An 18,582-nucleotide genomic window follows, 5' to 3' on the forward strand; every position below is an offset into this window, starting at 1 on the left:
ATATGGATTTCAGTATTATCTGAAGATAATAGTCAGCCATACGAAGTATCTGATGATACAGGCTAGTAGAAAAGTTTTTTTAGATCATGTTGCTATAACATGTTTTCTTAGTTCAAAACCGTCCAGAAGAAAGGCAATCAGTTACTTAAACAATCACCAATATTATCTAATTGTCCCAAAACTTTTCTCATCAATTTTTCTAACTGTTTTTTCTCCTCTGAATCCAGGATAGACCAAAGCTTAACCAGGCACTCGTGCTGTGGTGGAAGCAAACTATTCAAGAAATTTGAACCTTTTTCTGTAAGATGGAGATGGAGACAACGACGATCATTATGGCTCTCCTTTCTCTCTATCCAGCCCTGCTTTTCTAATTCATCAGCAATTCGGGTTGCATTTGTACGGGAAGAGCCTAATGCCGCACTGAGTTCTGATGGCTGAATGCTACGGCTTTCTTTGGTATCCAGAATCATTAGAGCCATAAACAAGGTTTCATTGATTCCTTGTGCTTTCAGCATGTTGTTGCGATTTTCCAGAAGCCTGCTCTGGACATGCATGGATAAGCGAGTCAGTAATATCTCTTGATAGGGTAAACTTTTTTGCTGTGCTACACGGCAATTAAGTAACTCTTCTGTGGGAGTGAATGAACTTTCCATTGTTTAGATACCTTATTAGTTTCAACCGGTAAAGTAACTTTTGTCAAAAACCCTACAAATACTATATTAAAAGTTAAATTTAGCAATTATAGTTATTTATTATCATCATATTTCTTTTAATATTGATACCTAATTCATAAATAGCTTGAATATTACTCCAAAAGCTATGGCACCAGACAGTGTTGAAATAATGATGCTTCGAGTTTTGTAGAAAAACAGACAGATGGTCAAGCAGCCAATGAGAGTTGGAAAAAGTTTGCTGTGCTCTTTCATGACATCAGGAATGCTTGAGACGATAAGGAGTGAGCAAATTGATGCAATACCAATGCTGTCGAGTATGACGCCCATTTTTCCTTTTTTTTCTGTCGGTGAGCGATTGACGCCCAGACGAAGAGGAAGATAGCGGAATAGAAAGTTGGCCGCACCTACAATAAGTCCGATAAGAAGTATTTTATTATCAATCATATAATGAGTTAATTATGTAATATATTAATTATGTAAGGTACTAATCATGCATTTTTAGTTTGCAAAAGTGCTGCTAAACATCCACTCATGATCCCCGCGAGAATGGCGATGGGGATTGAAAAAAATGTGATTCCCATTAGTGCGCCTGATAAAGCAGCGGCAACACAGTAGGTATTTTGTCTTTTGAAAGAGGCTAACAAAAAACTTAAGAATAAAGCTGGAAGCATAAATATCATGGCAGCTTCAATGGCGGGATAAGCGCTTAAATAACCGTTACCCAATATGGCCCCAGCTACAGTACCTAACACCCAAGAGAGCCAGGAACAGGTTGCAATGGCGACCATCCAATTTTCACTCCAACTTCGTTGGTCTTTAATCAATTTGGCGGTTGCTGCGGCAAAAACTTCATCAGTCAGGCCAAAGGCCCAAATTATGGTTTTCTTTTCCGATAATTTTTGTTTGATGCGATAACGTAAAGCAGGGCCATATAAAATGTGGCGGATATCCATTGCCATTACGGTGAGTGCAGAAAACCACAATGACATTCCTGCGCTCAGTAAAGCGGTGATGACAAACTGGCTGGCACCCGCATAAATGACGCAGGAAAAAAATATGGCTTCTATGGGAGTAAATCCCAATTTAGTGGCACTTAAGCCAAATGCAAAAGAGACGGGAATGTAGCCAATGGCGATTGGGAGGCTATCCCAAATACCTTCTTTAAATGACGAAGCCTTGTGTGGTAGCGGACTCTCGGATTCTATTGGTATATCAGATGCGGATTTATCAGGCATTGGCATAGAGTATTTTATTTTTTTGTTAACAGATGAAACAACATTAACAAAATATGATGAAAGTGAAAATATAAAATATATAAATTATTTAAATAATATCATTGAGAACAAAAGGATTGATAGTGATCGGAAGGAGAATACTGGATAGCCGTGAATTTTTGTTAATGTCTTCACGGCTACCAGATGCAGAATAAAGGAAAGGTGAATTTATGCTTTGTGAGCGGCTTTTCTGGCGGCTTTTAGCCATCCATCTACCGTTTTCTGATGTGTTTTGATCCAGTCTTTAGCTTGGCGTTCAATATCAGCTTCTGAAATTTTAGCATTATGCATGAGCCTATTTTGAGCACTGATATCCGCAATAGGTAGGGTCATCACAGCAAAAAGTTTCGCCGCAGCGGGGTTCTTTTCCGCCCACGCTTTGTTTGCCACGATACGCATGGAACTGGGAGGGAAACCATAGTTACGTCCGTTAGGCAATTGGGTGTTGATGGTATCTCCCTCACCGATTGCAGAGAAGGGGACTTGCAGCCAAACGACATCTTTTCCGGGTTTCAGTACATCACTGACCCAATAAGGTGTCCAGGTGTAATAGAGGATAGGCTTACCTGCCCGATAACGGGCAATCGTGTCAGCCATCATCGCCGCATAATTGCCTTGGTTTTGTTCCACGGTATTTTTTAATCCATAAGCAGCTAAATGATGATTAATTGCACTTTCACACCCCCATCCAGGGTTACAGCCTGTCAAATCTGCTTTTCCATCGCCATTACTATCAAACAGCTTGGCAAGTTTGGGATCTTTTAATTGAGCAATATTGGTGATGTGATATTTTTCTGCGGTTTTTTTATCAATAAGATACCCTTGAGCCGCATTTACGACATAACTTCCCTTGCGATAGAAGATGTTATCTCCTCCAGCAGCCTTGTACGGGGCATCATGGAGTGGCACCCAATTGACGGCCATAAAAGTGGCATCACCAGAAGCAATGGAAGTGTAAGCAACGTTATAATCAACTTCTTTGATCGGTTTGACGTCGTAGCCGAGTTTTTCTAATGTCTTGCAGACAATCAACGTCTGAAATGTTTCCTCAGTGATTGTACTTTGTAGCGGTTGTACACTGATCCCTTTGCCGGGCAGGTCAGTTGCAGAGGCTACTGATGATAATGAAAGGCTCATGAATACTATAGAGAGCGCTGTAAAAATTATCCCCTTATTCATGATCTCTTTGCATAAGGTGATTATGCGCATGGTTGTTTCCTCCTTTTGTTGCCAGGTCGGATATTGTTGGGGGGTATTATTTTGACTGGCATGATTTTGATGGACGATTTTTTTTTCTTATTGAGCAAATTGAGAGAAAAAATAGGCGCAGTAAGCCTATTGGCCCAGAGCAATACCAATGTCCTCCTCTGGTTCGATGATTTTTACCCAAGGATTGAGTCAGGCGATCAAGGATAATGGCGAGAATGACAATGCCTGTACCGCCAACGGCGGCTAATCCTATATCAAGGCGGCCAATACCGCGCAATACCATCAGCCCCAAGCCGCCAACGGCAATCATGGAAGCGATGACGACCATGGAAAGCGCTAACATCAATGTTTGATTCACTCCTGCCATGATTGTAGGCATCGCCAACGGCAGTTGCACTTTGAACAGCATCTGCCGTGGGCTTGCGCCGAATGATCTGGCGGCTTCAATTAAATCTGATGGAACCTGTTTTATGCCCAAAATTGTCAGGCGAATAATCGGTGGTAATGCAAAAATAATGGTGACGATAACGCCGGGTACATTACCTATGCCAAACAGCATTACGATGGGAACGAGATAAACGAAAGCAGGCGTGGTTTGCATAGCATCCAGTAAGGGACGAACAATTTTGGCTAGCCGTTCATTACGAGCCAACCCGATCCCAAGAGGAAGCCCAATGATAAGGCAGAAAAATAGGGCAGTGAGCACCAGAGCCATAGTTATCATCGCTTCTGACCATGCCCCAATTGCACCGATCATGATCAGTGAAATGAAAGCGATCACGCCTATTCCTGCTCCGGCAATTTGCCAGGCCAGTAATGCAAAAAACAAAATGGTGATGGGAGGAGGCAGTGTCGTCAGAAACTGTTCAAAACCACTGAGGACAATATCTACCGGAACGCGGATGACTTGAAAAATAGGTCGGAAGTGCACAACAATCCAATCAATGATATTGGTCACCCATGAGTCAAACGGAATGAGCTTATGCTGAAAAGGTGACATGAAATCAAAATGTGCTGGAGGCGTATTGGTTGCAGAAGTATTCAGCCAATCGTGGTTTGATGCAGGAGCAGCAGTACCACTGTCCATCCAGGGATCACTGTTGTTGGAGGGATCAGTGACTGTCTGTGGAGAATTATTGTCCATTGGGTGCCTCCTTATCTAAGGCCTGTAGCAATATTCCTTTGGAAATGACACCTAAATAACGGCTATTGTTATCTATGACAGGAATGGCACAGGGAGATTGCGCGACAGTGGATATCAATTCGTTTAGCGGAACATCTGCTGAAACGGCGGTGGGTTTTTCCAATATGGCATGTTCAATGGATTTTTTTTCTGTCAATGCTTGTTGCAGGGAATTGACAGATACCACGCCAATAAATTTCTGGCCTTTTTCGATTAAATAGCCATAGTTTCTGTCTTCATTATCCAGTACTTTCAATGCAGAGCGGGGACCAAAACCTGCTGCGGCATGAAGCAACGTTTCTGGGCGGCGGCGGGCAATGTCTTTGGCTGAGAAGACATGCCCAACATCCACACCACGGAAGAATGTTTTGACATATTCATTAGCAGGGCTATTCATAATCTCATCAGGTGTACCGACCTGAACGACAATACCGTCCTGCATGATGGCAATGCGATCACCGATACGCATGGCTTCATCCAAGTCATGGGAAATAAAAACCACGGTACGTTGATGTTCCCCTTGCAGGCGCAGTAATTCATCTTGCATTTCGGCACGGATGAGAGGATCGAGGGCCGAGAAAGCTTCATCCATTAACAGAATATCGGGATTGTTAGCCAAAGCTCTGGCTAACCCAACACGTTGCTGCATCCCACCGGAAAGTTCATCGGGATATGATAGCGCGTAGTTTTCGAGATTGACTTGTTGCAGTGTTTCAAGTGCTTTTTGATGACGCTCTTCTTTGGGGACACCCGCAAGTTCCATACCAAACGCCGTATTCTCCAGAATATTCAAATGTGGCATCAGTGCAAATGACTGGAAGACCATGCTGATCTTGCTGCGACGAACGTCTCGTAGCTGAGTTTCTGTGATGGTGGAAATCTCTTCGTTGTCGATAAGTACATGACCTTTGGTCGGTTCTATCAGACGATTGAGAAGACGTACTAGTGTGGATTTACCTGAACCAGATAATCCCATGATCACAAATATTTCGCCTTCTTCAATGGCCAGATTGACATCTTGAACACCGACGGTAAGACCTGTTTTTTCAAGTATTTGTTCTTTGCTGAAACCAGATGCTAATAAATTAAATGCTGGCTCAGGATTATTACCAAATATTTTATAGAGATTCTTAACTTCAAGTTTAACAGTCATGGAATAATATTTTCCTGTTGTTGATGATATATTGTGTTTAATTACTCCGGTGCTATTTTATCAACATATACCCTAACATATTAAAATGTACTGACAACCCCTTATTTTAAATCATTAATAAAAATTTATGTTTTTCCATGACATAATATGGGAAGGATAAAGTAAGTTTTTGGGTGTTAATTTAATGAAATTCAACCAGGTAAATGACTTTTCTCATAAAACAAAAAAGTCATTATTATGCATAAATTTAATTGGGTTTTTATTTTTGGTGTATTGCATTGGTTTTTATGATCTTTTGGTTTTTTATGCTTATTTTTTAGTTGCATATACCAATCGTTTTTCAAGATGCGTCTTATTATTTATACGCATTAAGCTTCAAGTTGCAATTTACAACACTATATGAAACTTGATTTCATTTTTCCCCGCTCCGCGGGGAGAAATTGCACGCATCTTGAAGTTAGATTGATATAACAATAGCATATGTCATTTATAATTATTGTTTTTTATAATTAATTAACCACATGGTATGGAATTGAAATTTAATGCTCAATATTAATTTTATGTATTTTCTATGTATTGAAATTTTACAGATGAATTTTCAATGAGTATTTATACTCATTAAACTTCAAGTTGCAATTTACAACACGATATCTCACTTCAAAATGCATTGTTGTCTTATAATGAGCAACTTGAAAGGTAATGCGTATAAATAGCGTTTCAAAATGATAGGCGTATTCCTTACCCTTCGCACCGTGCGGGGTAAGGAACCTTAACATCTGATACTCTCAGTATTATGAAAACCTATTTAATCGATATGGAATTTAATATCCAATAATTGGTGAAATAACGAATTGAAATTCATTATGCCTGATTCATCATTTCACATCTTAGTGCCTGGGCGATGCTCTTCACGCAGTTTGTGAGTGAACGCGGTTAATGCTTGGGTATAACTGGCTTTTTCGCACCATTGAGTTGATTGGCCGCAGTGTAGTGTATCTCTTTTAGGGAAATTAGCTCCCTTTAACCTGGAATCGACGGATGATATGCCACTGTGTTTACTATAAATAATAACACTTCTAGTAAAATTTCTGGGTGCTATATTATTTAGTAATAATAAAAACTAACATATGTGTATTATATTGAGATAATTTAATTGTGAAATTTATACTATATATGGTTGTTAATTTAATTAGTTTGCCTATATGTAGTGTTTTAATCTTTTTTAAAGAGGTAACATTAAAAATAAAGTATTATAACTTATTGGCAGAGCCATAATTTTAATTGTCAGAGGGCGCGATGGTTTCTTTATCAAATTGTCAGATGTGTAACCGAATTCATCATTGCAAATTGATGAATGAGAGATTTAGGCTAGTACAGAAATTTTCAATAATAAATTAAATGGAGGTAGTTTATGTATCATCATTACCTGAATACTCCAGAAGGATTTCCCAAGCCTTATGTACATATCACTGCGGACGATGAAGGAGTAACCAGTATCTATTTCGTCAATGAAAAGAAAGAATTAGAATCGAAGAGTGTGATAACCAGGCAGTGCACGAAAGAGTTGCAGGAATATTTTAAAGGAAAACGGCTAACATTTACCGTTCCCTTAAGTATGCAGGGAACTGAATTCCAAAAGCGTGTTTGGCAGAAACTGTGTAAAATTCCTTATGGAGAAATGTGGAGTTATAAACAGTTGGCGCTAACATTGGGATCGGTAAATTATTGTCGTGCGGTCGGTATGGCGAATTCACGCAACCCTATTTCTTTGATTGTGCCTTGTCATCGGGTGATTGGACATGATGGTAAATTGGTTGGCTACACCGGTGGGCTGGATATCAAAAGGTGGCTACTCGATCATGAAAAGAATAGAAAGGTAAAAAGTAAACAGAATTAAAATAAAACGCTAATTTATTTGTGAAATCACCATTGGCGTATAAAATCAATCAGTGTAATTAAACAAAAAGTGTGTTTTTTTACATTCGGTTATATGTTTCGTGATCTATGTTGCAGACAGTGGACTATATTATTTGCTGTACTGTACGTGACACAGAGTTCGTGTCTTTTTTATTAAAGGTAAGTTTTAATGTCAAAAATTAAAGGTAACGTTAAGTGGTTCAATGAATCCAAAGGATTTGGTTTCATCACTCCAGAAGATGGTAGTAAAGATGTTTTTGTGCACTTTTCCGCCATTCAGTCTAGCGGATTCAAGACTCTGGCTGAAGGCCAAAAAGTAGAGTTTGAAATTACTGAGGGTGCGAAAGGTCCATCTGCTGCAAACGTTGTCGCAATCTAATTTCGAATCCCGTATTCTGAAAACCCGTTTTGATAACGGGTTTTTTTATTAGCTTTTAGGCTAATCGTCTTTCAAGATACGTCTTATATCTCCTACTACGCGGGGAAATATAGACAAGCAAAGCTGCAACTTGAAGTTGGATTAGTATAGATAGTTACAGTTTGTTCATCATGGCAAAAGCCAATATTGTCATCAACAATGAGCCGATTATATTCACCAAAATACTAAACAGTGCCCAACCTATTTTTCCGACCTGCAATAAGTGAACGACTTCAGCGGAAAAGGTGGAAAAGGTCGTTAGCCCACCGCAAAACCCTGTCGTTAGCATCATCTTCCAAACCGGATCGAGATGTGTGGCTTTGTTAAAATAGGCCAAACCCAATCCAATGATAAAGGCACCAAGACAATTTGCCGTCAGCGTACCAACGGCAATAGGGGAAGCAGGTGTATTTAGGCGAAGGCTGATGAGCCAGCGTAGTACACTACCCAAGCCACCACCAATAAATACAGCAAATATAATATTCATCATGATGGTGGCAACAGATTATTTGATCTCTACGCCCTTGGCCTGCAAGTCAGCATGGTATGAAGAGCGAACAAACGGACCGCAGGCAGCATGGGTAAAGCCCATTTCTAACGCGGCTTCTTTCATTTCATCGAATTCAGCGGGGCTGACATAACGCTGTACTGGCAGGTGATGGCGGCTTGGTTGTAAATATTGCCCCAAAGTCAGCATGGTAACACCGTGGCTACGCAAATCACGCATGACCTCTAAAATTTCTGCATTAGTTTCACCTAATCCCACCATCAAACCTGATTTGGTCGGAATATCTGGATGTGCTTCTTTGAATTTTTCCAGTAGTTTCAACGACCAGTCATAGTTAGCACCAGGACGAACTTGACGATAAACCCGTGGTACGTTTTCCAAATTGTGGTTGAACACGTCAGGGGGAGTGGCAGTCAGTATTTCCAGAGCACGATCCATACGTCCGCGGAAATCTGGTACTAACGTTTCAATCTTAATTGACGGATTTTTTTCACGAATAGCCGTGATACAGTCAGCAAAATGTTGCGCACCACCATCACGCAGATCGTCACGGTCAACCGATGTAATAACGACATAACGCAGCCCCATGTCCTGGATAGTCTGCGCGAGCTTGATAGGTTCATTTGCATCAGGTGCATTTGGGCGACCATGAGCGACGTCACAGAATGGACAGCGACGAGTACAGATGGCGCCAAGGATCATAAAAGTGGCGGTTCCGTGGTTAAAACACTCAGCAAGGTTAGGGCAGGAGGCTTCTTCACAGACAGAATGCAACCCATTTTTGCGCATTGCCGCTTTGATACCCTGAATGCGGCTGGAATCCGCAGGAAGTTTGATTTTCATCCACTCAGGTTTACGCAAAAGTGCTTCACGTTCTGTGGCAATTGTTTTCACAGGGATCAAAGCCATCTTGTCTGCGTCGCGGTATTTGACACCTCGTTCCATCTGAATTGGTTTACTCATAATCGTGCTTCTTCCAGTTATATTCTTCAGATTTTGACTTACTGCCTGATGGTTATGAGAAAAATATCGAGGGCAATAAATCCATTCAAATTTTTTTGAAAAATGTTAAAAAATTATATCATCTTTCATCGATGAGTTGGAATCCCAAGAGCTGACAGAATTTTTCCACCAGAATGGGTTGTACATCTTCAATGGTCACTCCGGTGACGAAGTCACTGAGTTGGACCATTTGCATTCCTGCATAACCACAAGGGTTTATGCGTAAAAATGGTTGTAAGTCCATTGCAATATTCAGTGCCAGACCGTGGAAAGAGCATCCTTTTCGGATACGCAACCCAAGGGAACATATTTTGTTACCTGCGACATAAACTCCGGGAGCATCTGGGCGGGCATATGATTCCACGCCAAAATGCGCCAGCGTTTCGATGACGGTATTTTCGATTGAAGTGACCAATTGCCGCACCCCAATTTTTGACCGTTTTAAGTCAATCAAAACATACATGACCTGCTGTCCGGGACCATGATAAGTAATCTGTCCTCCTCTGTCTGACTGAACGACAGGGATATCACCAGGTGCAAGTATATGTTCAGCTTTGCCGGCTTGGCCTTGCGTAAATACTTTTTCGTGCTGGACAAGCCAGATTTCATCAGGTGTTTCCGTTGTACGTTGCTCGGTAAACTGGTGCATAGCATCAGAAACCGGTTCGTAGGGTTGAATACCTAACTGGCGTAAAATAATGGTGTTATGTTGCAATGGAAATTTCACATTCATTAACAAAAAGTGCCCGCCAGTATAACGCTGTAATATGATTCCCACCAGTTTGAGAATGCCTTAATGCAACAATATTGTTCATTAGGCGAATATATTTTTATTTTATATTATCATGGTTATATATTTTGACGATTTTCCCTTTAATCTCCTGTTTGAGCTAGCAGATGGTCAAAAAAAACCAATTCCTGATTGTGGGGCATCTTTGTAGTTTCCTGGTGCTCCTTTACAGCCTCTCAATGTTGCTGCCTACTTTTGTGGCTCTGTTTTATAAAGAAAAAAGTGTTTTTGCTTTTTTTGAGACATTTGTCATTGGCTTGGTTACAGGTGGAATAGGCTGGTACTTTACCCGTAAAACCAAGGCACAGCCCAGTACACAAGATGGATTTCTTATCATTGTACTTTTCTGGCTGTTGTTCTCATTGCTGAGTGCTTTGCCTTTTGTACTCGATAAAAGTTTAAACATCAATTTGGTAGATGCAATGTTTGAAGGGATATCTGGCATTACGACTACCGGAGCCACGGTATTGAATGATGTTTCAGCCCTGCCCAAATCCGTGCTCTATTATCGCGCTCAGCTCAATTTTATTGGTGGTTTGGGAGTCATTGTCCTTGCTGTTGCCATCTTGCCTTTATTGGGGATTGGTGGCGCCAAACTCTATCAATCAGAAATGCCTGGCCCTTTCAAAGAAGAACGGTTGACTCCCCGGCTTGCGGATGGTGCCAAGAGTTTATGGGTAGTGTATTTGCTGCTGGGCGGACTCTGTTCAGCCAGTTTTTGGGCCGCAGGAATGTCGTGGTTTGACGCTATCTGTCATGGGATCTCAACGGTTTCTTTGGGCGGATTTTCTACTCGCAATGAGAGTCTTGGTTATTACGACAGTGCAGCCATTGAAATGGTGGGCGGTATTTTTTCAGTTCTGTCAGCCGTCAACTTTACGCTCTATTTTGTTGCCCTGACGGGGAGGAGTTTAAAACCGCTGCTAAAAAATGCTGAATTGCAATTTTTCTTACTGGTATTGGCGGTGATCGTTGGCATTATCTGGTTAGAATTATACCGTTCAGGCATGTATGGTGTGACAGAAGCCTTTGTTCACGGCTTTTTCATGACCAGCTCTATGATGACGGATAATGGTTTAGCAACCTCTGATTATGCTCAATGGCCTCCCCATACAATATTGTTATTGCTGGCAGTGAGTTTTTTTGGTGGCTGCGTGGGATCAACGTGTGGGGGCATTAAAGCTCTCCGTTTCATGATCCTGGCAAAACAGAGTGTTAGTGAGATTAACCAGCTTATTCATCCCAATGCCATTTCGACGATTAAAATTGGCAAATCTGTGGTTCAGGAAAGAGTGCTGCGTTCTGTCTGGGGATTCTTCTTTCTCTATGTCTTTTTTAGTTGTTTTTTTATCTGGGCCTTGAATTTGCTCGGTTATGATTTGATGACGTCATTTGCCACTGCGGCTGCTTGTATTAATAATATGGGGATAGGATATGGCGCGACGGCGCAAGGATTCGGTGATCTTGATCCTATAGCGAAATGGATGATGTGTGCGGCCATGCTGTTGGGAAGGCTAGAAATTTACCCAATATTGATTTTATGTTCAAAAACGTTTTGGCGTTTTTGATCAGAATGTTAGAGCGAACATCAATTAATTTTATGGTGTATTGGGCTAAGTCTCCACGAAATAATCATCTTTGCATTTGACTCAATGTTTTTTATTAACAATGCGCTGACGTGTATCAGCGCATTGTATTTTAATGAATCGAGATTGGACTATTACAGTACAACGCGAACCAACTCTAACTGCCCCAATTCTTCATACAGCGTTTCAACTTGCTCAATATGTGTCGCATTGATGGTAATAGAGACGGAATGGTAATTGCCTTTGCTGCTGGGTTTCACGGCTGGAGAATAATCGCCAGGGGCATGGCGTTGAACAACTTCAATCACTTGATCCACCAGCTCAGGTTGAGCCAAGCCCATCACTTTGTAGGTGAATGAGCAAGGAAACTCAAGCAGTTCATTTAATTTCGTTTTCATGGGTATTCCTAAAATATCTTTGCCACGACATCATGGTTGATTTGCCGTGGCGTGGTAATTTTCTAACGGTATGTAATTAATGTACGCGTCAAACTTCAAGTTTCAATTTACAACACGCTATGAAGCCCTGATATCTCCCCGCGAAGCGGGGAGATATCATATGCATCTTGAAGTGAGATTGGTATATAGGCTCAATATCTGGCTTTCAAGAGATTAGCCGAACCAATGATGGAACATCAGCCGGATATAGTCGATCATACGGCTAAAGAAGCCACCTTCTTTGACTTCCTGCATCACAACTAATGGACGTTGTTCAATGGTTTTACCATCAAGCTGGAAGTTGATAGTTCCGACAACTTGATTTTTAGCGAGTGGTGCGTGCAGTTCGGTATTGTTCAATACATAGCTGGCTTTCAGGTCTTTCAAACGGCCACGGGGGATAGTCAGGTAAACGTTTTTGTCAACACCCAATTGCACCTTATCAGTATCGCCATACCAGATTGGCTCTGACGCAAATTCTTTACCAACTTGTAGTGGTGAAACCGTTTCGAAGAAGCGGAAACCCCAAGTCAATAATTTTTTGCTGTCGGTTTCACGTCCCTTAAAGGTTGGGCTGCCCATTACGGCAGAAATCAAGCGCATATTGCCTTCGGTAGCAGAAGCAACAAGGTTATATCCCGCACCACTAGTATGGCCCGTTTTAATACCGTCAACATTCAAGCTCTTATCCCATAACAAGCCATTACGATTAGGCTGACGAATGTTGTTGTAAGTAAAATCTTTTTCTTTGTAGATAGCATATTCATCCGGTACATCACGGATCAGGGCTTGGCCAATCAATGCCATATCATGAGCAGAGCTATATTGGCCGGGGGCGTCCAGGCCATGAACGGTTTGAAAATGGGTATTTTTCAGCCCCAAATTTTGCACATATTGATTCATTAAGCTAACGAATGCGTCTTGACTGCCTGCTACATAGTCTGCCATCGCAACGCAGGCATCGTTGCCAGATTGCAAGTTGATACCGCGGGAGAGCATAGCGACAGAAACTTGGTCACCGGGTTTTAAAAACATCAGGGACGAGCCTTTAAAGACCGGATTACCCGTTGCCCAGGCATCTTTACCTACAGTAACAATATCATCTGGTTTGATTTTTCCTGACTTAATGGCCTGACCAATGACGTAGCTGGTCATCATTTTGGTCAGACTGGCCGGATCGCGGCGGACATCTGCATCTTTTTCAGCTAATACCTTTCCTGAGTTGTAATCAATCAGAATATAGGCTTCTGAATCCAGTTCTGGTACACCAGGGATCATGGTTTTGAAATTATCATCCGCGTAGGCAGATGCGGAAATGCTGGCAGCCAGAGCAATGCCTAATGTGGCTCTTTTAATAAAACGGGAAGTAACTATGTATTTCATGATTGATTAGATAACATCCGTGAGAGAAGGATTGATAATAAATGACATAATAACAAATGAAAAAAAGCTGACATTAAACAAAACTGAGTGCAGCAGATTTATCTGCCTGCTGACAGGAAAATATCAGCAGGCGGTGATGTTATTTATCGCTGTGTTTAAGGGATCAGGGAGCAACAATAAACGAAGATTGCTGCATCTGATCTGTCAATTTCTTTTGTAATTCCATAGCTTGCTGGCGGCTATTGAATGGGCCAAGCTGGACGCGATAAACATTACCAAATGGGATAATACGTCCTTGAACATTAAAGCGCTGGCTCAAGGTTTGCTGCCATTCTTTGGCTTTTTGTTCAGCACTGATTGCACCTACTTGCACCATGTAACCGTTTGTTGATTCAGGTGCAGGGGAGGTAATAGCTTGTTCAACGGGTGGTTGTTGCTCTGTCTTCTCGTCAGCAGAATTGCTTGTTACAGCAGGAAGCATTGATGATTGAGAGCTAAGATTAGGTCTTTCAGGTAAAGCAAAGCTCTGTTTAACAATCGTCGATCCTTCTGTTCCCAAACCAGAAAGTGAGCCATCAGGTGAAACGAGAATACCATCCAGTTTCACTTTGCTCTGTGGCATCAAATTGAGCCGCTCTGCTGCTGCATGAGATAACTCAATGATTTTTCCAGGCTTATTGTAAGGGCCTCGATCATTGATCCTGACAATCATCATGCGTCCATTGCTTAAGTTAGTGACACGAACATAACTTGGAATAGGCAGTGTCGGGTGCGCTGCCGCTAAAGCATAGCGATTCGCTCGTTCACCAATTGCTGTCAGCTTTCCATTGGATTCTTCACCGAACCAACTGGCATAGCCTGTCTGGGTAAAGTGAGCAAGGTCTTGCACTATGTGATAGGTTTGCCCATCCCGCTGATAATCTCGGTTAGCACTTGGATGGTAAGGCTCATATTGAGGCTCCGCCCCCAAAACATCACGTGTTGGAACTGGGGGAAGAGAAGATGTCTGATCGTTACCGGTTATGTTACAGCCTGACATCAGTACCGCTACGATGCTAAGTATAAGCCACTGTTGACGCATGAAACTTCTTCCTCATAAACTTTTGGACAATAATTTACGATGCGTATGTATCGACATGATAATGCCGAACCCCGCCATTAGGACAATTAATGCTGATCCCCCATAACTAATCAACGGCAGGGGAACACCGACTACCGGCAGGATACCGCTTACCATGCCGATATTGACAAAAACATAGACAAAGAAAATCAGTATTAATCCTCCGACCATAACTCGGCCGAAAGTATTTTGTGCTTTGGTTGCAATAAACAGACCACGCATAATGACCAGCAAGTAGAGTGCCAGCAAAACTAGGACGCCAATTAACCCCAATTCTTCAGACAGAACGGCGAAAATAAAGTCAGTGTGTCGCTCCGGCAAGAATTCTAACTGCGATTGGGTACCTTGTAGCCAGCCTTTTCCAAATATTCCCCCTGAACCAATAGCAATTTTGGATTGAATGATGTGATAGCCTTTGCCCAATGGGTCACTTTCTGGGTCCAATAGCATCATAACGCGGGCGCGTTGGTAATCATGCATCAGGAAGAACCACAATATTGGGATGAAACAGGCAAGCAGCAAAACAGCAACGCCAATAAGTTTCCAATTCATCCCCGCCAGAAATAGGATGAATATCCCAGAAGCCGCAATCAAAATAGATGTACCTAAATCCGGTTGGGCTGCTACCAGTAGCGTAGGGGTGAAAATCAAAACCAGTGCAATGCCCGTATTTTTCAGCGAAGGTGGACAGAGATCTCGGTTCATAAAGCGAGCCACCATCAAAGGTACAGCGATTTTGGCAATTTCTGACGGCTGAAAACGTACAATGCCCAGATCTAACCAGCGTTGCGCTCCCTTACTGATCTGCCCAAAAACATCAACGAAGATGAGCAGGATAACACAGGCAATATAGAGGTAAGGCGCCCAATTTTCGTACATGCGTGGCGGAACTTGAGCCAGGGCGAGCATCACGATAAGGCCCATGATGACTTGTCCTATTTTCCGTTCCATCATATCCACGTCTTGCCCACTGGCGCTCCACATAATGAAAAGGCTATAGACCAGTAATGCCAGAACGCATAGCACTAATGGAATATCTATATGGAGTCTGGTCCAGAAAGGAACCTTGTTTGGTGAATCTGTCATGATATTACTCAATTAGTTTCTGTTCTGGGTAGTTTGTGTTTTGGTCGTATTGACTCCTGTTTCAGCAGCGGCGCTGGCAGGAGAGGGATTTTTGTTATCCCTGAGTAAAATATGATCCAGAATTTGACGCACAATAGTGCCGACAGGCGGCCCAGATCCACCATTTTCAAGAATGATGGAAACGGCAACCTTTGGGTTGTCATAAGGCGCAAAGGCAATCATCAGCTTATGGTCACGTAGATGTTCAGCAAGCTTACTTGCATTGTAAGTTTCGTAACTGAAAACTTGGGCTGTACCTGATTTAACGGCCGCCTTATATGGCGTACCGGCAAAGAACCTACGCGCTGTGCCATTCGGAGCATTGGCAACCCCATACATACCATCTTTAGCTATTTCCCAATACCCAGAATGAATATCCCCAATCGGTTTGCTGGCAGGGGGCTGGTAAGGCAGCATTTCGCCATTTACACGCGTATTCATCAAAAAATGGGGTGTTTTTACTACGCCATCATTAATCAAAATCATTAAAGCTTTTACCATCTGCATAGGGGTTGCAGTCCAGTATCCTTGGCCGATACCAACGGAAATCGTATCGCCTTGATACCACGGTTTTTTATAGCGTTTAAGTTTCCATTCACGGGTCGGCATATTACCAGGATTTTCTTCTTTCAAATCAATACCAGTAAATTGACCATAGCCGAATTTCGTCATCCATTCGGAGATCTTATCGATACCCATATCATAGGCGAGTTGATAGAAAAAAGTATCCGCTGACTCGACAATCGATTTGTGCACATTCAGCTTGCCATGTCCCCAGCGTTTCCAATCACGGTAGCGTTTCTCTGAACCTGGCAGTTGCCACCACCCAGGATCATTGATAGTCGTGTTCTTGGTAATGACATCACTACTAAGGGCGGCAACGGCAATAAAAGGCTTCACGGTTGATGCTGGTGGATAAGCGCCTTGTGTGGCACGGTTAATTAAGGGGCGATTAGGATCATTGAGCAGAGATTTATAGTCTTGGCTCGAAATACCATCGACAAATAGATTCGGATCGTAGCTTGGGTTGGATACCATAGCCAAAACTTCCCCTGTACGGGGATCGGTAACAACCACACCTGCCCGGCTGGTCGTCAGTATCTCTTCGATATAGGTTTGCAACTCTAAGTCAATGGACAGGTAAATATCTTTGCCAGCTTGTGGTGGTTGTTCATGTAGCTGGCGGATCACTTTACCGCGGTTGTTGACTTCGACTTCTTCATAACCCGGTTTGCCATGCAGAACGGATTCATAATAACGTTCAATACCTAGTTTTCCGATATCATGGGTGGCTGCATAATCTGCAAGAATACCTTCTTTTTCTAGTCGCTCTACATCTTTGTCGTTGATTTTAGCAACATAGCCGATCACATGAGTGAGAGCGGAACCATAAGGGTAATAGCGGCGTTGGTATCCTTTGATTTCCAATCCCGTAAAACGGTATTGGTTAACGGAGAACCGAGCAACCTGAACTGGAGTCAATGAGGTTTTTAGCGGAATAGAGGTAAAACGGCGTGCGCGTTGGCGCTCTTTTTTGAAGGTTTCAATATCTTCATCAGTCAGTCCAACGACGGAGCGCAGATCATTTAATGTCTTATCAAGGTCAGCGACTTTTTGTGGCACGATTTCTAACTGATAAATAGTGCGGTTAGCTGCCAGTGGTGTGCCATTACGGTCATAAATAATGCCCCTGCTTGGGGCTATGGGAACGAGCTTAATACGATTTCCATTCGAACGGGTCTGGTAATCTTCGTGGCGTGTGATCTGGAGATGATAGAGATTGGCAAACAGGATGCCCGTTAAAATAATAATGCCTATAAACGCCACGAGTGCGCGGCGTATGAATAAGGCCGATTCAGCCGAATGATCGCGAAAAGGGGTTCGTTGATTCTTCATCCCATTGCCAGAATTCACGGTGTCAGATTACCCAATTTATTCCCGATGATAAGGGTGGTTAGTAGTGATGCTCCACGCCCGATAAAGGCTCTCCGCAACCAGAACTCGTACAAGAGGATGTGGCATGGTTAAAGGAGAGAGTGACCAGCTTTGTTCCGCAGCTGCTTTACAGGCAGGGGCCAAACCTTCAGGACCACCAATTAACAGGCTGACGTTTCTGCCATCCAACTTCCAACGTTCAAGCTGTTGTGCCAATTGTGGGGTATCCCAACGAGAACCAGGGATATCCAGAGTCACAATGCGATTTCCTTTACCGACGGCAGCCAGCATCTGTTCGCCTTCTTTTTCCAGAATGCGCTTGATGTCAGCATTTTTGCCCCGTTTTCCCGCTGGAATTTCAATAAGCTCAAAAGGCATATCTTTGGGAAAACGATGCAAATAGTCCATAAAGCCGGTCTGTACCCAGTCCGGCATTTTTGTTCCTACAGCGACCAGTTGTAACTTCAAACTCAGCTCCAGAGTTTTTCCAGTTCGTACATACGACGGCTGTCTTCTTGCATCACATGGACCATGATTTCGCCGAGATCGACGACTATCCAGTCTGAAATGCCTTGTCCTTCAACACCTAAAGGCATAATGCCGGCTTGGCGGCAGTCATCCACCAGATGATCTGCCACAGACATCAAATGGCGATTTGATGTTCCGGTGCAGATAACCATGCAGTCAGTAATGCTGGATTTTCCACGAACGTCTATAGAAACAATATCTTGTGCTTTGGAATCTTCAAGTCTATCAATAACAAATTGTTGTAGTTCTGTGCCTTGCAAAAGGATCACCTTTATTTCATCAAATTGGTTAAGTAACGCAGAATAATAGCACGCCAATCTCTATAAAAGTAAGCGAGTTA

General features: G+C 42.5%; 19 protein-coding genes. 3 read left to right on the forward strand and 16 right to left on the reverse strand.

The features are described from left to right. Positions 1-137 precede the first annotated feature (137 nt). From mprA to proV, 6 genes are all read right to left on the reverse strand, one after another. Positions 138-653, reverse strand: a complete 516-nt coding sequence (mprA, locus tag WDV75_RS06900; protein ID WP_189760990.1) for a transcriptional repressor MprA — start codon at positions 651-653, stop codon at positions 138-140. A gap of 129 nt (positions 654-782) precedes the next feature. Next, positions 783-1,118, reverse strand: a complete 336-nt coding sequence (gene ygaH, locus WDV75_RS06905) for an L-valine transporter subunit YgaH (RefSeq protein WP_189760991.1) — start codon at positions 1,116-1,118, stop codon at positions 783-785. A 44-nt stretch (positions 1,119-1,162) separates the two neighbouring features. Then, positions 1,163-1,915 carry an AzlC family ABC transporter permease gene (locus tag WDV75_RS06910; RefSeq protein WP_273558201.1) on the reverse strand — a complete coding sequence of 251 codons (753 nt, stop codon included), beginning with the start codon at positions 1,913-1,915 and terminating at the stop codon, positions 1,163-1,165. Positions 1,916-2,116: 201 nt separating this feature from the next. After that, the gene (gene proX, locus WDV75_RS06915; RefSeq protein WP_273558250.1) at positions 2,117-3,085 is read right to left on the reverse strand and encodes a glycine betaine/L-proline ABC transporter substrate-binding protein ProX; all 969 of its coding nucleotides are present in this window, start codon (positions 3,083-3,085) and stop codon (positions 2,117-2,119) included. 118 nt (positions 3,086-3,203) lie between these two features. Further along, entirely contained in the window at positions 3,204-4,301 is a 1,098-nt protein-coding gene (proW, locus tag WDV75_RS06920; protein WP_273558202.1) for a glycine betaine/L-proline ABC transporter permease ProW, read from the reverse strand. Beyond that, positions 4,291-5,493: a glycine betaine/L-proline ABC transporter ATP-binding protein ProV gene (proV, locus tag WDV75_RS06925; RefSeq protein ID WP_273558203.1), complete on the reverse strand. Its 1,203-nt coding sequence runs from the start codon at positions 5,491-5,493 to the stop codon at positions 4,291-4,293. The genes proW and proV overlap by 11 nt, the downstream gene beginning before the upstream one ends. Positions 5,494-6,904: 1,411 nt before the next feature. On the opposite strand from proV, the gene WDV75_RS06930 reads away from it, so the two are divergent. Both WDV75_RS06930 and cspE read left to right on the forward strand, forming a co-directional pair. Further along, complete coding sequence (locus tag WDV75_RS06930; RefSeq protein WP_189760551.1) at positions 6,905-7,390, forward strand: methylated-DNA--[protein]-cysteine S-methyltransferase; 486 nt, start codon at positions 6,905-6,907, stop codon at positions 7,388-7,390. Between the two features lie 189 nt (positions 7,391-7,579). Next, positions 7,580-7,789, forward strand: a complete 210-nt coding sequence (gene cspE, locus WDV75_RS06935) for a transcription antiterminator/RNA stability regulator CspE (RefSeq protein WP_047769142.1) — start codon at positions 7,580-7,582, stop codon at positions 7,787-7,789. A gap of 154 nt (positions 7,790-7,943) precedes the next feature. Here cspE and crcB read toward each other — a convergent pair whose 3' ends face one another. From crcB to lipB, 3 genes are all read right to left on the reverse strand, one after another. Continuing rightward, on the reverse strand, positions 7,944-8,318 hold the full coding sequence (crcB, locus tag WDV75_RS06940) for a fluoride efflux transporter CrcB (RefSeq protein ID WP_273558204.1): 375 nt from the start codon (positions 8,316-8,318) through the stop codon (positions 7,944-7,946). A gap of 15 nt (positions 8,319-8,333) precedes the next feature. Beyond that, complete coding sequence (lipA, locus tag WDV75_RS06945) at positions 8,334-9,299, reverse strand: lipoyl synthase (protein WP_273558205.1); 966 nt, start codon at positions 9,297-9,299, stop codon at positions 8,334-8,336. 118 nt (positions 9,300-9,417) lie between these two features. Beyond that, positions 9,418-10,053 carry a lipoyl(octanoyl) transferase LipB gene (gene lipB / locus WDV75_RS06950; RefSeq protein WP_273558251.1) on the reverse strand — a complete coding sequence of 212 codons (636 nt, stop codon included), beginning with the start codon at positions 10,051-10,053 and terminating at the stop codon, positions 9,418-9,420. Positions 10,054-10,235: 182 nt separating this feature from the next. Here lipB and WDV75_RS06955 point away from each other — a divergent pair, with 182 nt between their 5' ends. Further along, positions 10,236-11,696 (forward strand): TrkH family potassium uptake protein, encoded by a 1,461-nt coding sequence (locus tag WDV75_RS06955; protein ID WP_273558206.1) that lies wholly within the window; start codon positions 10,236-10,238, stop codon positions 11,694-11,696. Positions 11,697-11,848: 152 nt separating this feature from the next. On the opposite strand, the gene ybeD is transcribed toward WDV75_RS06955, so the two are convergent. From ybeD to rsfS, 7 genes are all read right to left on the reverse strand, one after another. Continuing rightward, the gene (gene ybeD, locus WDV75_RS06960; RefSeq protein WP_189760555.1) at positions 11,849-12,112 is read right to left on the reverse strand and encodes a DUF493 family protein YbeD; all 264 of its coding nucleotides are present in this window, start codon (positions 12,110-12,112) and stop codon (positions 11,849-11,851) included. A gap of 213 nt (positions 12,113-12,325) precedes the next feature. After that, complete coding sequence (gene dacA / locus WDV75_RS06965) at positions 12,326-13,534, reverse strand: D-alanyl-D-alanine carboxypeptidase DacA (protein WP_189760556.1); 1,209 nt, start codon at positions 13,532-13,534, stop codon at positions 12,326-12,328. A gap of 163 nt (positions 13,535-13,697) precedes the next feature. Next, entirely contained in the window at positions 13,698-14,615 is a 918-nt protein-coding gene (rlpA, locus tag WDV75_RS06970) for an endolytic peptidoglycan transglycosylase RlpA (RefSeq protein ID WP_273558207.1), read from the reverse strand. Positions 14,616-14,627: 12 nt separating this feature from the next. Then, positions 14,628-15,740 (reverse strand): peptidoglycan glycosyltransferase MrdB, encoded by a 1,113-nt coding sequence (gene mrdB / locus WDV75_RS06975; RefSeq protein WP_273558208.1) that lies wholly within the window; start codon positions 15,738-15,740, stop codon positions 14,628-14,630. A gap of 12 nt (positions 15,741-15,752) precedes the next feature. Further along, entirely contained in the window at positions 15,753-17,675 is a 1,923-nt protein-coding gene (gene mrdA / locus WDV75_RS06980) for a peptidoglycan DD-transpeptidase MrdA (protein WP_273558209.1), read from the reverse strand. A gap of 36 nt (positions 17,676-17,711) precedes the next feature. After that, positions 17,712-18,182 (reverse strand): 23S rRNA (pseudouridine(1915)-N(3))-methyltransferase RlmH, encoded by a 471-nt coding sequence (gene rlmH, locus WDV75_RS06985; protein ID WP_189760560.1) that lies wholly within the window; start codon positions 18,180-18,182, stop codon positions 17,712-17,714. Positions 18,183-18,184: 2 nt separating this feature from the next. After that, a complete protein-coding gene (rsfS, locus tag WDV75_RS06990) occupies positions 18,185-18,511 on the reverse strand; it encodes a ribosome silencing factor (protein WP_189760561.1) in 327 nt (108 codons plus the stop codon). Positions 18,512-18,582 lie beyond the last annotated feature (71 nt).

The sequence above is a fragment of the Xenorhabdus griffiniae genome, from assembly GCF_037265215.1.
Lineage (GTDB): Bacteria > Pseudomonadota > Gammaproteobacteria > Enterobacterales > Enterobacteriaceae > Xenorhabdus > Xenorhabdus griffiniae.